The organism is Burkholderia cepacia complex sp. TUM26381 (assembly GCF_057439935.1).
The window spans coordinates 1,407,436-1,420,542 of record NZ_CM172007.1; the positions used below are offsets into that span (position 1 = coordinate 1,407,436).

Below are 13,107 nucleotides of genomic sequence, written 5' to 3' on the forward strand. Positions count from 1 at the left end.
GAGCCGGGCCCGGCCGCAATTTGCGTCTCGGGCCCGGGCGCTTGCTCTACAATGCGTGACCCCCGGCGCGCTGCCGGCCCAGCCCTGACCGATGCTTCGCCCGATGATCGTCAACCGCCTTATCTCCGAGATCCTGTTCGGCTTCACCGGCCTGATCGGCATCATCAATCCGATCGGTATCGCATTCCTGTTTCTCGAACGGACCGAGGCGCTGACCGAGCATGAGCGCGACCTGCTCGCGAGGAAGGTTGCGTTCAACTCGTTCGTCGTGCTGCTGGTGGCGTTCTTCGCCGGCACGCCGGTGCTGCATTTCTTCGGGATCTCGATGGAAGCGCTGCGGATCGGCGGCGGCTTCGCGGTCGCCGTGGCCGGCTGGCAGATGCTGAACGAACCCGACGGCCCGGGCGGCGGCGACACGCCGGTCAAGCCGATCGACGCGAACGCGATCATGACGCGCGCGTTCTTCCCGCTGACGGTGCCGCTGACGGTCGGGCCCGGCTCGATCGCGACCGCGATCGCGCTGAACGCGAACCGCACGCACAAGCTGTCGGAGTTCATGCTGTCGAGCATCGTGTCGATCGCCGTCTCCGTGCTCGTCGCGGTCGTGATCTGGCAGGTCTACAGCCGCTCCGCGCTGCTTGCGCGCTACCTCGGCAGCGAAGGGACCAAGGTTGCGAAGCGCGTGTCGGCGTTCCTGCTGCTGTGCATCGGCGTGCAGATCATGCTGACCGGCTTCTCCGCGTTTCTGCAGCCGATCGCCGACCAGGCCAAGTAACGGGCCGTCCCGGTTCATCCTTTCACGCAGCCTGCGCGCGTGCGCGTGCCGTACGCGTTCGTGCCCTGCGGGATACCATGCGACGTCCGGCGGATGCGCGATGCGCATGTCGCCGCAAACCCAACTTGAGTGGCGAGGCGTGCAATGGAATACGTGAAATTCGGGTCGACCGGGCTGGACGTGTCGAAGCTGGTGCTGGGTTGCATGACGTTCGGCGAGCCGTTGCGCGGCACGCACCCGTGGACGCTGCCGGAAGCGGAGAGCCGCCCGATCATCCAGCGGGCGGTGGAAGCCGGCATCAACTTCTTCGACACCGCGAACATGTATTCGGACGGCACGTCGGAGGAGATCGTCGGCCGCGCGCTGCGCGATTTCACGAAGCGCGACGACGTCGTGATCGCGACCAAGGTGTTCTACCGGATGCGACCGGGGCCGAACGGCGCCGGCCTGTCGCGCAAGGCGATCATGACCGACATCGACCAGAGCCTGAAGCGGCTCGGTACCGACTACGTCGACCTCTACCAGATCCACCGCTGGGACTACGGCACGCCGATCGAGGAGACGCTCGAGGCGCTGCACGACGTCGTGAAGGCCGGCAAGGCACGCTATATCGGCGCATCGTCGATGTTCGCGTGGCAATTCGCGAAGGCGCTGCATATTTCGAAACAGAATGGCTGGACCCGCTTCGTCAGCATGCAGAACCACTTGAACCTGCTGTATCGGGAAGAGGAGCGCGAAATGCTGCCGCTGTGCGCGGACGAAGGCATCGCGGTGATTCCGTGGAGCCCGCTCGCGCGCGGGCGCTTGACGCGCAACTGGGACGAATCGTCGGAACGCCAGCAGAAGGACGAAGTCGGCCTGCGGCTGTACGACGCGACGGCGGAAGCCGACAAGGCGGTCGTCGAGGCCGTCGCGGCGATTGCCGCCGCGCGCAACGTGCCGCGGGCGCAGGTTGCGCTGGCGTGGGTCGCGCAGAAGCGCGGCGTGACCGCGCCGATCGTCGGCATCTCGAAGCCGCAGCAACTGGACGATGCACTCGGCGCGCTCGAGCTGCAGCTGACCGACGACGAAATCGCCACGCTCGAACGTCCATACGTGCCGCACGCGGTCGCCGGGTTCAACTGAGCGGCCGCGCGGGCGACGCTCGCGCCGCGCTCAGTGCGCGGCGGCGAGCATCGGGTAGGTGAACAGCCCGAAATGGACGACGTTCAGCCCCGCATGCGCGGTGGCGGCGGCGAGCAGGCCGCCGCGTCGCCACGCGAGGCCATAGCCGACGCCGGCCACCGTGCCGAGCACGATCCATTGCCAGCCGCCGGCCGCATGGGCGGCTCCGAACAGCACCGCGCCCGTCGCGAGCGCGGCCCACGGGCCCCACGCGTAGGCGCGGAGCGCGCGCGTCAGCCCGCCTTGCACGTAGCCGCGGAACAGGGCTTCCTCGGCGAGCGTGACCAGCAGCAGGTTATTGACGAGCCATAGCCAGCCCGACGGCGGCCACTTGGGCGCCCAGCCGACCATCCCGATCGCGAGTGCGCCCGCCAGGCACGCGGCGGCCGTTGCGACGGCCGCGACCACGCCGGTGCGCAGCGCGCGCGACAGTGCGACGTCGGGGGCGACCCACGGCAGCACCCACAGCAGCCACAGGCCGACGAGCGGCTTGTCGAAATTCAGGTACATCGTGAACGGTACGGCGTCCGGCGTGAAGCGCGTCGGCGCGATCACGCGCGGATTGTGGAAGCCGGGAAGCAGGTGCAGGCTCAGCGCGATCGCGAGCGCGGCAAAGACGAGGTGCGCGGCGATGCGCACCGCGAGCGGGCGTTCGGGCAATACGCCCCAGGCCGCCGCAACCAGCAGCGCGAGCGGTGCCAGCGTGACCGGCGCGAGCTGGCCGAACGCCAGCGCGCCCGCATAGCCGAGCGCGGCGAGGCCGATGCTCAGGCCATGCAGCGGGCGATGCCAGGCGAATGCGGCGGCCGCGAACAGGGCGATCCAGATCGTGGCGCACGGAAGGAGCGAAAGGGACATGACAGGAGAGGCATTTGTCGGATGAGACGCCGCGCATCATACAGCAGCGGCCGTGACACGCCCTCGGGCCGGCGATGGCCGGGCGGCCGGCCTGCCGGGCGTCAGCGCCCGGCGGTCTCGGTGACGCCGTTGCGGCCCGGAATGTCGACGCTGTTGCGCACGCGCATCCGCCGCCGGTACCAGAACGTCCACGCCAGCAGACAGCCGAACACGGTGTAGCCGATGACCGGCGACACGACCAGCACGCGCTCGACCGGCCAGGTCATGACCATCCAGCAGCGCAACAGCATTTCGAGCGTCATGAAGGCGCCCCAGACGAACGTCATCAGCCGCAGCATCTGCCGCAGCCCCGGCTGCGCGTCCCAGACCGCTTCGAAATGGGCGGCGCCGCCGTCCATTTCGCGGGCCACGGTGGCGCGAGCGAGATAGAAGATCAGCGGGCGTTCACGGAACAGCGACAGCAGGAACACGACGCCGATCGTGCCCGACGCGAGCGATTCGCGCATCAGCAGCGTACGCGGGCTGCCGCCGAGCGCCATTCCGACGATCGAAAGAGCGATGCCGAGCAGCACGATGGCCGCCACCGCGTCGACGCGCCGCGAGCGGATGAATTCGATGATCGACCAGATGATCGGCGGAATCGCCGACGCGTACAGCGCGCCGGTTTCGCCGAAATGCGGATGCGCGACCCGATAGGCCACCCACGGCAGCACGAGGTTGACGAAGAGTTCGAGAATCAGTCCGGCTCGCGGTTTCACGGGTCGCAATTCCACGCAGGTTGGGGCGAACGCGCGAAAGGTGTGGTTGCCCCCGGTTGCCCCGAAAAGGGTTCGGTCCAGTATATCGAAGAATCGCGCCGGGCTGCGGTGTCGCAACCGCCGGTTGCCGGCGCCGGCGGCGTCACGCGTTGACCGCCGCCGGCAGCGTGATCGTGATCGTGGTGCCTTGCAGCACGGCGCTCTGCACGCGGATCTCGCCGGCGTGCCGTTCGACGACCGCCTTGACGAACGCCATGCCGAGCCCGACGCCGCTGGTTTCCGGTTGTCCGGCGGTGCGGAAGCGCCGGTAGCGTTCGAACAGCCGTGCCTGGTCCGCGCTGCCGATCCCGCATCCGTTGTCGCGGATCGTGCAGCGTACGGTCCTGCCGTCGGCGCCCGGTTCGACCCGGCATTCGACGCTCGTGAGCGGCGCGCTGTACTTGATCGCATTGTCCAGCAGGTTGATCAGCGCGCGCGACAGCAGGGCCGGGTCGCCCGGCACGATCGCGTCGTCGCGCCGTGGCACGTCGTCGATCGAGATATGTTTGCGGTGCGCGATCGGCCATACGGCGTCGCGCGCCTCGTTCATCAGGTCGGCGAGGTTGACCGGCACGCGCTCGTATTCGCTGGCCTCCGCGCGCGACAACTGCGCGAAACCGTCGGCCATCGCCAGCGTGTGGCGCGCGAGCTTGCCGATTCTCGCGCACTGTCGCTTCGTCTGCGCATCGCCCGCACGGTGTTCCTGCGCGTCGATCAGGATGATCAGCGACGTCAGCGGCGCGCGCATGTCGTGCGAGAACAGCGTCAGCATGTCGTTGCGCTGGCGTTCGAGCATGTCGCGGCGGACATACGCATTGCGCAATACCTCCAGCGCGTCGTGGATGCGGGTGATCTCGGGCCCGATCCCGCGCGGCATCGCGACGTGCGTCGTATCGCCGTCGCTGAGCGCGACGATCCGGCGGCCGAGCGTATCGAGCGGCTCGGACAGCAGCCGCTGCGTGCCGCGCGTGAGCGACAGCAGGATCGCGACGCTGAGCAGGGCCGCGATCGCCGACATCGCCACCTTGATCCGGGCCGTGTTCCGGTCCGAGACGGCGCGCCGCCGCGCCAAGTCGATCACGCGGTCGCGCAGCAGTTCGCAAGGCTGGAAGTACGGGACGATCGTCCTCGAGAAATCGGCGGCGCTCATCGGGTAGGCACCGGTCTGGCCGCTTGCGACGACCGTGTCGACGAGCGGGAGCAGCCGATCGTCGAACGCCGCGTTGAGCTGCGCGTACGCGCGGGCGACGCCGGCATCGTCAAGCTGCGCGCCGATCGCGCCGTCGATCCGCGCGCGCAATTGCTCGATGCGGCCGCGCATCCGCATGATGTCCGCGAACTGCGGGCGGTCGAGCGCCCGCCGCCTGTACATCGGCGCAACGAGCAGCGAGCCCGTGCGTCCCGCGTATTCGCGGAGATCGCTCAGGAGCCGCGCCAGCAGGATCGCGCCCGACGTGTGCGGGTCGCCCATCGCCGTATCGGTCATCGCGCCGTCGATCAGCAGCGACACGGCGTCGACGACGCGGAACAGGCGCGCCTGCGCATGCTGGATCGCGTGGACGGTGCGTGATGCGAGCGGCCGGGCGTCGAGCGCGTCGACTTCCGCGCGGGCATCGGCGAGCGTGATCCGGATCGCGTCGAGCGCGCGCAGCAGGTTGCTGCGCTCGCGGTCGTCGAGCGCGGCGGCCTGCCCGATCGCGGTACGAAAGCGCGCGAGTGCCTGGTCGGAACGATCGCGTGCCGCGCGCAGGTTGCGCAGCTCCGTCGCATCGTCGCGCTGCAGGCGTACCAGCAGGTCGTTCGTCGGGCCGCGCTCGGCCGAGATCATGTTGGCGGCGGCCATCGCGCCGTGGATGAATTCGAAGCTTTGCAGATCGGCGTTTTCCTGCCGGTATTGCCGGACACTCCCCCAGATGATCGTGCCGCACAGCAGGGCCAGCAGCGTGGTGACGAGTGCAACGCCGATATGCGTCTTCTGCTGGATCGTCAGCGATCGAACGTTGTTTGCGCATTCCCGATTGAACGAGAGATTCATGACACACCCTGTTTGCAAGCTATCCCGGGAAGGCCCGTATTCTCGGCCTGTCGGCGCGATTGCGCCGCGAGGTTCAACAGGTGTTCCGCCGTCGCGGGGCGGCAACGATCGCGGCCGGGAAGCCGGATCGCGCGTGGCGCCGGATCGCCTTGCGCCACCTTCCTGTCGACACCGGAAGAATCGCGCTTGACCCGGGGAAACCCTGATCGTGCGCCAGGCGTGCGGCACGTAGCGGTGAATGGTTTGGATTGCGAATGTTCATGGATGCCGTTTCGCAACGGAGATCGGCATGACGGCCGCGTCCGGCGATGGCGGCAAGGAGATGGGTGGTGGCGGGAAAGCGTCGGCAGGCAGGCGCGTCGCCCGTGCGCGGGCGACGCTCAACGTCGGACCAGAGGGGGACGCGGTGCGAATCGATACCGCACCGCGCGCGGCGTCAGGAGAGGGCCGGCTGGACGATGATCTTCACGTTGCGGTCCTTGTGGTTGACCAGTTCCTCGAAGCCGTGCGCGACGATGTCGCCGAGCGCGATGCGTCCGGTGATGAGCGGCTGCACGTCGATGCGGCCGTCCGCGATGAAGCGGATGACATCCGCGAATTCGCCGTTGTACGCGAGCGAGCCGATCACTTCCTTCTCGGTCGACACGATGTCGAAGAAGTTGAACGGCGTCGGTTCCTCGAAGATGCCGACCATCACCGACTTGCCGGCCTTGCGGATCACGTCGATCGCGAGCTTCGCGGTGGCCGTGTGCCCGATGCACTCGAACGACACGTCGGCGCCGTAGCCGCCCGTCAGCGCCTTGACTTCCGCGATCGCGTCGGACGTCTTCGGATCGATGACGACGCTCGCGCCGACCTCCAGCGCCTTCTGCTTGCGCGCGGCCGACATTTCCAGCGCGATCACGCGCCCGGCGCCCGCGGCTTTCGCGCACATGATCGTGCACAGGCCGATCGTGCCCGCGCCGACCACGACGACGGTCTGCCCGACGATGTTGCCGGCCTTCTTCACCGCATGCAGCCCGACCGCGAGCGGTTCGATCAACGCACCGGCTTCGGTCGGGAAATGGTCGGGCAGCTTGTACAGCAACTCGGCCGGCACGTTCACGTATTCGGCGAACGCGCCGTTGTTCATCAGCCCGGTGAAAGCGAGGTTCTCGCAGATGTTGTACAGCCCGTGCCGGCAATACCAGCAGGTGCCGCAATGCTGGCACGCGTCGGCCGTCACGCGATCGCCGACCGCGAAGCCGGAGACGCCCGCGCCCAGCTCGGCGATTTCGCCGCTGAACTCGTGACCGAGGATGCACTGGCCCTTCAGGCCCGTCAGCGGGTGCGGCGCGTCGACCGGGATGAATACGGGCCCGGCGACGTATTCGTGCAGATCGGAGCCGCAGATGCCGCACCAGTGCACGCGAATCGTGACCCAGCCAGCGGGCGGGCGCTCCGGAACGGGAACCTCTTCGACGCGGATGTCCTGGCGGCCATGCCAGACGGCGGCTTTCATGCGGGGGGCGGTGTTCGGTGCCGGTGTACTCACGTTGCTGTCTCCGTCGGGTTGTCGTCGGGCGCGAGGCGTGGCTGCCGGTGCGCCCGTCGCGCGATTGCGCGATCGACCGGTATGCAGGAACGGGGCCAGCGTGAATCGGGACGGGATGCGGCGCTCGGTCAGCGTGTGAAGTGTGCGGCGCAACACGCCGGCTTTCGTTGACGTAAAGCAATCCGGCGGGTTGCGCGCGTCATGTTTGTTGCGACTGCGAAACGGTGAATCGGCTGAGACGCCGGGACATTCGTCTCAGCGAATGAGACGAATCGCGAGACGCATCACGATCGGCGGCACGATTCGATGCGCGTTCAGGCCAAGACTTCGTCCACCGAGACCGGTGCGAGCGGCGTGAAGCCGGCGGCGCGGTACAGCGGCTGGCCGGCTTCGGTCGAGATGAGCCACACGCGCTGTGCGCCGCGTTGCCGCGCGTGCGCGACGATCGCGGCGAGCAGTTGCGTTGCGAGGCCGCGACGCCGGAATGCGTCCGCGGTTCCGACGCGATCGACCACGATATCGCGCGGCGACGCAAAGCCGTAGCGTGCGGTGGCCGCGATCTGCCCGTCGAGCCGGTGCGCGAACAGGAACGCGGCCGGATTCGGCTGGAACGGCGGGAATGCGTCGCTGGCGTTGAACGCGTCGACGCCGCCCGGCGTATCGCAGGCAAGCGCATGTGCGAGTGCGTCGTCGCCGGACAGCACGCCGATATCGGCGGCCATGAAATGCTCGTCCGACAGCCGGCGTGTCCTGCCGCGCAGCGCGGGCGGCAGCGGGGCGGCGCCGTAGCGCGTGATCCACGCGCCGACGGCGAACGGGCCGTCGCCGGACACGGGCGCACCCTCGATCACGAAGTGCTCGAAAGGCCGGCCCATGCCGCCGTCGAACTGCACGACGTGGCCGTCCGGGCTGTCGCGCAGCGGTGCGTCGCGCCGGTCGCGCGCGGCGCAGTAGCCGGCGATGAAGGTGCGCACGGCCGCCTTGCGGCGGGGAAAGGCCGACCAGGCTTCGTCGAGCGGGAACAGCGTGACCGGGGCGGGGGAGGCGGTCGGCATGGGTGGGCGCGCAGCGTTGTCGGGACAAGGCCGACAGCTTAGATCAGGATGCCGCCGCGTGTCGCGCGGGCCATTGCTGCGATCGCTGAAATGGAGCGTTGCGCACATTACCCCTTTACTTGAAGTTAACTTCAATTTGTATCATGTGCGCCAGTCCGATTGCGAACGCGTGGACATCCCGTTGCACGCGGCCGTTTCAACGGAGGTGAAGATGACCGAAGCGCCTGTCGCGGCCGATGCCGCCATGCGGCCGTCGCGCAGCTACCGGGCCGCCGTCGCGAACGTCGTGCTGGCCAGCATCGTGTCGGCGTTGCATGTCGGCAAGGCGACGATCGCATTGCCGTCGCTCCAGCACGAGTTCGGCGGCTCGCTCGCATCGCTGAGCGGGATCATGTCGGTGTTTCCGTTCGTCGGCGTGTTCGGCGGGATCGCCGCCGGCCTGCTGGTGCGGCGCTGGGGCGACCGGCTGCTGCTGATGACGGGCCTCGTCATCCTCGGCCTGTCGAGCATCGCGGGCGCGTGGGCCGGCAGTTTCGCGCTGCTGCTGGCCACGCGCTTCGCGGAAGGGCTCGGCTTCGTGATCGTGGTGGTCGCCGCACCGGCCGTGCTGAACCGCGTGACGCCGCCCGAGCGGCGCAATCTCGCGTTCGGCCTGTGGAGCACGTTCATGCCGGCCGGCATGGCACTGTCGATGCTGGTCGGGCCGCTGCTCGGCGGTTGGCGCAACGGCTGGCTGGCGGCCGCGGCGCTCACGCTCGTCGCGGCGGCCGCGGTGCCGGTCACCACCTCGGCCGATGTCCCGTCGCGGCAGGCAAGCGCCACGCGCATCGGGCCTGCGCTGCGCGACGTGCTCGCGTCGCGCTCGACCACGCTCCTCGCACTGGGCTTCGCGACCTACAACGTGCAGTTCTTCGCGGTGATGACGTTCCTGCCGGTGTTCCTGATGCAGCGCCTCGGCGTTGCGGTGGGCGCGGCGGGGCTGATCAGCGCGGCAATCGTCGCCGCGTGCGTGACCGGCAACCTGACCGCCGGCTGGCTGTTGTCGCGCGGTGCGCGGCCGGGGATCGTGATGGCCGCGACGTCGATCGCGATCGGCGCGGCCGGCGCAGGGCTGTTCAGCGCGGCGACCCCCGCGCCGCTCGCGGTCGCGCTGGGTTTCGCGTTCTCGGCGATCGCCGGGATGCTGCCCGCGACGATCCTGGCCTGCGCGCCGGGCTCCGCACCGTCGCCGTCGCTGGCGCCGCTCAGCATCGGCTGGGTCGTGCAAGGCAACTATCTCGGCCAGGTGATCGGCCCGCTGACGATTGGCGCGATCGTCGGGGCATTCGGCTGGTCCGGCGGCATCGGGCTGATGCTCGCGGCGGCCGTCGCCGGCGCGGCGATCGGCCTGTCCTTGCTGCGCGAGCCGATGGGCCGGCGCTGAGCGCGGCGCCGGCGCCGTTCAACCTGCACGGAAATCCGTCAAGCATGTTCAACATCATGGAAAGCCTGATCTGCGAAGAAGACCTGTCGTGCGACGCACCGGCGTTGGACGATCACGATGCGATGCCGTCGCGCGGCGCCGGCGTCGCGCATCCGCTCGTGACGATCGGCCGTGCGCCGATTCCCGAGCACGCCGAGGCGGCGGTCTCGCCGTTGCGTCCGCAACTGTTCGTCACGGTGCTGGAGGCGGGCGACGACGGCCTGCTGATTCGTTGGGTCGAGAGCGGCCGTTGCCACTACGGCGAGCAACGCTGGCGCTTGCGCGTCGCGTTACAGCCCGGTCGCTGCGCGATCTCGGGGCAACCGATCGAGGCCGGCGAACCGGTGTTCCGGCCGGTGCGGCGGCCCGTGCCGGCCAATGGCGACGAGATGATCTGCCCGGCCTCGGTGCCAGGCGTGGCCGGCGCGTCGCGTGACGGCGCGCCGGGGGACGGCGACGCACGCGATCCGGCCGATGTCCACGGCTGAACACCGGCCGGTAGCGGGACGGCGTTACTTCTTCAGATCGTGCCGGTACTGGATGAAACCGCCATTGTTCGCGAGCTTGTCGTACAGCGCACGTGCGGTCGTGTTGGTCTCGTGCGTGAGCCAGTACACGCGGCTCGCGCCGGCTTCGCGCGCCCGTTCGTACACGGCTTCGATCAGCGCGCCGCCCGCACCTTGCCCGCGTGCGTCGGGGGCGGTGTACAGGTCCTGCAGGTAGCAGTACGGCCCTTCCGTCCAGCACGAGCGGTGGTAGATCGAGTGCACGATCCCGACCAGTGCACCCGATGCGTCGAATGCGCCCAGCACGAACATCGGTTCGGCGGGATCCATCAGGCGCGCCCACGTGGTGGCGAACACCGCGTCGCTCAGCGCCGTGTCGTAGAACTTCTGATAACCCTGCCACAGCGGGCGCCACGCGGCTTCGTCGGCCGCAACGAGCGGGCGCACCGTGACGCGCGTGGCGTCGTTCGCGCGGCTGGCCGCATCGCGTTCGCTGGCTTGTGCGTGGCGGATCGCGGCGAGTGACTGGCGCTGGTTGCCTTCAGCGTCGAAGTTCCCGGGCGCAAGCCACGTTTCGAATGCGGCGCGGACGTCCGGCCATTCGCCGTCGATGATCGAGAACCACGCGGTGTCGCGGTTGCGGCCGCGATAGATGATCGCCTGCCGGAACGTGCCTTCGTAACGGAAGCCGAGCCGCGCGGCCGCCTTGCGCGACGGTTCGTTGAGGTCGTCGCACTTCCATTCGTAGCGCCGGTAGCCGAGCGTGTCGAACGCATACTTCATCAGCAGGAACTGCGCTTCGGTCGAGACCGGCGTGCGCTTGAGCAGCGGCGAGAACGTGACGGAGCCGACCTCGATCACGCCGTTGGCCGGATCGATGCGCATCAGCGCGAGCGTGCCGACCGCGCGGCCGGTGGCGCGATCGATCACCGTGTAGTGCAGCGGATCGGGGCTCGCCTGCGCGCCTCGCGCGTAGTCACGGTAGCTCGCCTCGTCGGCGTACGGGCCGTGCGCGAGATAGGTCCAGTCGCTGCCGTCGGGCGCTTGCGAGTAGGCCGCATACAGGTCGGCCGCATGGCGCTCGGCGTCGAGCGCTTCAAGCCGGCAGTAGCGGCCTTCGAGCGCGATGCGCTCCGGGCGCGGGCGCGCGGACCAGTCGGGAACGGGTTGGCCGATGGATTGCTGGAAAGCGTTGGTGAGCGTGGACAAGGTCGATCTCGCTTCGGTTGGCGGCCGGCGACATGCCGGCATGCAGACGATCGTAGTCCCGGCGAGGTACCATGAGAAGCGCCAGAGAGCGGTAAATTTATGGTGCCACGATATGTGGCCGCCCGCCGCCCGCCGCCCGCCGCCCGCCGCCCGCCGTGCGCCGTGCGCCGGATTCCGACACTTTCACGCTGCGACGTTCCGATGACGACTGCCTTTTCTCCCGGCGACGCGCCGTTGCTGCCGCTCGATGCGCCGCTGGCGCGCACGCCGGGCGCACCGTCGCTGCAGCGCCAGCTGTTGCGCCGCGTGCGCGACGCGATTCTCGGCGGCACGATGCCGGCCGGCACGCGGCTGCCCGGCACGCGCGCGCTGGCCGAGACGCTTGGCGTGTCGCGCAACACGACGGCCGCCGTCTACGAACAGCTCGTCGCCGAGGGCTTCCTGCAGTCGGACCGGCGCGGCACGCGCGTGGTCGGGCTGTCGCGGCCCGCACCGCCGCGCCGGCGTGCCGCGCCGCCGGCCGTCGCGCAGCGGCTCGCGCGGATTCGCCCGAGCCTTGTCGGCACCGGCGAAACGGAAGGTTTCCGGCCTGGCGTGCCCGCGCTGACGCATTTCCCGGTGGACGCGTGGCGGCACGCGATCGACCGCGCGCTGCGCCGCGCCGGCCGCGACCTGCTGGCGTACGGCGATCCGCTCGGCGAGCCCGCGCTGCGCGAATCGATCGCACGCCACCTGGCCGTGACGCGCGGCGTGCGTTGCGATCCCGAGCAGATCGTGATCACGGAAGGCGCGCAGGGCGCGATCGCGCTGTGCGCGCAGTTGCTGACGAATCCCGGCGATACGGTGTGGGTCGAGGAGCCCGGTTATCGCGGCGCGCGTACCGCGATGCAGGCGGCCGACCTCGACGTCGTGCCGATGCCGGTCGACGCGGAAGGGTTGCGCGCGGAAGAGGACGACTGGCGCGAACGGACGCCGCGCCTCGTCTACACGACGCCGTCGAACCAGTTCCCGACCGGCGCCGTGCTGTCGATCTCGCGCCGGCTCGCGCTGATCGATGCGGCGCGTCGCCATCGCGCATGGATCATCGAAGACGACTACGACAGCGAATTCCGTCACACCGGCGAGCCGATCGGCGCGATGCACGGGCTCGCGCCCGATTCGCCGGTCGTCTATCTCGGCTCGTTCAGCAAGACGATGTTTCCGGCGCTACGCATCGGTTTTCTCGTGCTGCCGGAGGCGTTGCTGGCCGCCGTGCGGCCGGTGCTGCCGGAGATGCTGCGCGGCGGGACGCGGCACGTGCAGCTTGCGCTCGCCGATTTCATCGAGACGGGCGAATACGGCCGGCATCTCGGGCGGATGCGCCGGCTGTATCGCGACCGGCGGCGATTGCTGCTTGCGGCGCTCGACGGCAACCTGAGCGTGCCGCATCAGGTCGAGGGCGGCCCGTGCGGGCTGCATCTCGCGCTGCGGCTGCCGGCGCGCTATCGCGACCGCGCGATCGTCGACGCGGCGCGCGCACACGGGATCGGGCCGTTTCCGCTGTCGGGCTTTTCGATCGATGCGGGGCGGGCGGGCAACGGGCTCGTGCTCGGTTTCGGCAATACGTCGGCCGATGCGTTCGAGCCGATGTTGCGGATATTGTCGGCGATTGCGGAGCGGGTGGACGCGGGTGACGCGTGACGGTATGGTTCCGCCATTCGAACTTCCCGCTG

The 13,107-nt window shown here is 69.3% G+C and carries 11 protein-coding genes; 5 read left to right on the forward strand and 6 right to left on the reverse strand.

Annotated features, from left to right (window positions below):
• The first annotated feature begins 103 nt into the window (after positions 1-103).
• Both ACWMMN_RS23060 and ACWMMN_RS23065 read left to right on the forward strand, forming a co-directional pair.
• On the forward strand, positions 104-775 hold the full coding sequence (locus ACWMMN_RS23060) for a MarC family protein (protein ID WP_059240354.1): 672 nt from the start codon (positions 104-106) through the stop codon (positions 773-775).
• 144 nt (positions 776-919) lie between these two features.
• Positions 920-1,900, forward strand: coding sequence for an aldo/keto reductase (locus tag ACWMMN_RS23065; RefSeq protein WP_059240356.1), 981 nt, complete (start codon positions 920-922; stop codon positions 1,898-1,900).
• A gap of 30 nt (positions 1,901-1,930) precedes the next feature.
• On the opposite strand, the gene ACWMMN_RS23070 is transcribed toward ACWMMN_RS23065, so the two are convergent.
• The 5 genes from ACWMMN_RS23070 to ACWMMN_RS23090 all read right to left on the reverse strand — a co-directional run bounded on the left by ACWMMN_RS23070 (position 1,931) and on the right by ACWMMN_RS23090 (position 8,218).
• Entirely contained in the window at positions 1,931-2,797 is an 867-nt protein-coding gene (locus ACWMMN_RS23070) for a CPBP family intramembrane glutamic endopeptidase (protein WP_486423995.1), read from the reverse strand.
• 101 nt (positions 2,798-2,898) lie between these two features.
• A complete protein-coding gene (locus ACWMMN_RS23075; RefSeq protein WP_059240359.1) occupies positions 2,899-3,555 on the reverse strand; it encodes a VC0807 family protein in 657 nt (218 codons plus the stop codon).
• A 142-nt stretch (positions 3,556-3,697) separates the two neighbouring features.
• A complete protein-coding gene (locus ACWMMN_RS23080) occupies positions 3,698-5,629 on the reverse strand; it encodes a sensor histidine kinase (RefSeq protein WP_486423996.1) in 1,932 nt (643 codons plus the stop codon).
• A 436-nt stretch (positions 5,630-6,065) separates the two neighbouring features.
• Entirely contained in the window at positions 6,066-7,130 is a 1,065-nt protein-coding gene (locus ACWMMN_RS23085; RefSeq protein ID WP_174991388.1) for a 2,3-butanediol dehydrogenase, read from the reverse strand.
• Positions 7,131-7,477: 347 nt separating this feature from the next.
• The gene (locus ACWMMN_RS23090; protein WP_059240362.1) at positions 7,478-8,218 is read right to left on the reverse strand and encodes a GNAT family N-acetyltransferase; all 741 of its coding nucleotides are present in this window, start codon (positions 8,216-8,218) and stop codon (positions 7,478-7,480) included.
• Between the two features lie 211 nt (positions 8,219-8,429).
• Here ACWMMN_RS23090 and ACWMMN_RS23095 point away from each other — a divergent pair, with 211 nt between their 5' ends.
• Positions 8,430-9,641: an MFS transporter gene (locus ACWMMN_RS23095; protein ID WP_342704996.1), complete on the forward strand. Its 1,212-nt coding sequence runs from the start codon at positions 8,430-8,432 to the stop codon at positions 9,639-9,641.
• 44 nt (positions 9,642-9,685) lie between these two features.
• A complete protein-coding gene (locus tag ACWMMN_RS23100; RefSeq protein ID WP_256086289.1) occupies positions 9,686-10,168 on the forward strand; it encodes a DUF3331 domain-containing protein in 483 nt (160 codons plus the stop codon).
• A 24-nt stretch (positions 10,169-10,192) separates the two neighbouring features.
• Here ACWMMN_RS23100 and ACWMMN_RS23105 read toward each other — a convergent pair whose 3' ends face one another.
• On the reverse strand, positions 10,193-11,395 hold the full coding sequence (locus ACWMMN_RS23105; protein WP_233464092.1) for a GNAT family N-acetyltransferase: 1,203 nt from the start codon (positions 11,393-11,395) through the stop codon (positions 10,193-10,195).
• 201 nt (positions 11,396-11,596) lie between these two features.
• On the opposite strand from ACWMMN_RS23105, the gene pdxR reads away from it, so the two are divergent.
• The gene (gene pdxR, locus ACWMMN_RS23110) at positions 11,597-13,075 is read left to right on the forward strand and encodes a MocR-like pyridoxine biosynthesis transcription factor PdxR (protein ID WP_486423997.1); all 1,479 of its coding nucleotides are present in this window, start codon (positions 11,597-11,599) and stop codon (positions 13,073-13,075) included.
• Positions 13,076-13,107: the final 32 nt, after the last annotated feature.

Excerpts from the sequence above, each read along its gene's own strand:
- ACWMMN_RS23095 (WP_342704996.1), top strand. The coding sequence starts at position 8,430 with ATGACCGAAGCGCCTGTCGCGGCCGATGCCGCCATGCGGCCGTCGCGC.
- ACWMMN_RS23060 (WP_059240354.1), top strand. The coding sequence starts at position 104 with ATGATCGTCAACCGCCTTATCTCCGAGATCCTGTTCGGCTTCACCGGC.
- ACWMMN_RS23080 (WP_486423996.1), bottom strand. The coding sequence starts at position 5,629 with ATGAATCTCTCGTTCAATCGGGAATGCGCAAACAACGTTCGATCGCTG.
- ACWMMN_RS23065 (WP_059240356.1), top strand. The coding sequence starts at position 920 with ATGGAATACGTGAAATTCGGGTCGACCGGGCTGGACGTGTCGAAGCTG.
- ACWMMN_RS23070 (WP_486423995.1), bottom strand. The coding sequence starts at position 2,797 with ATGTCCCTTTCGCTCCTTCCGTGCGCCACGATCTGGATCGCCCTGTTC.
- pdxR (WP_486423997.1), top strand. The coding sequence starts at position 11,597 with ATGACGACTGCCTTTTCTCCCGGCGACGCGCCGTTGCTGCCGCTCGAT.
- ACWMMN_RS23100 (WP_256086289.1), top strand. The coding sequence starts at position 9,686 with ATGTTCAACATCATGGAAAGCCTGATCTGCGAAGAAGACCTGTCGTGC.
- ACWMMN_RS23085 (WP_174991388.1), bottom strand. The coding sequence starts at position 7,130 with ATGAAAGCCGCCGTCTGGCATGGCCGCCAGGACATCCGCGTCGAAGAG.
- ACWMMN_RS23090 (WP_059240362.1), bottom strand. The coding sequence starts at position 8,218 with ATGCCGACCGCCTCCCCCGCCCCGGTCACGCTGTTCCCGCTCGACGAA.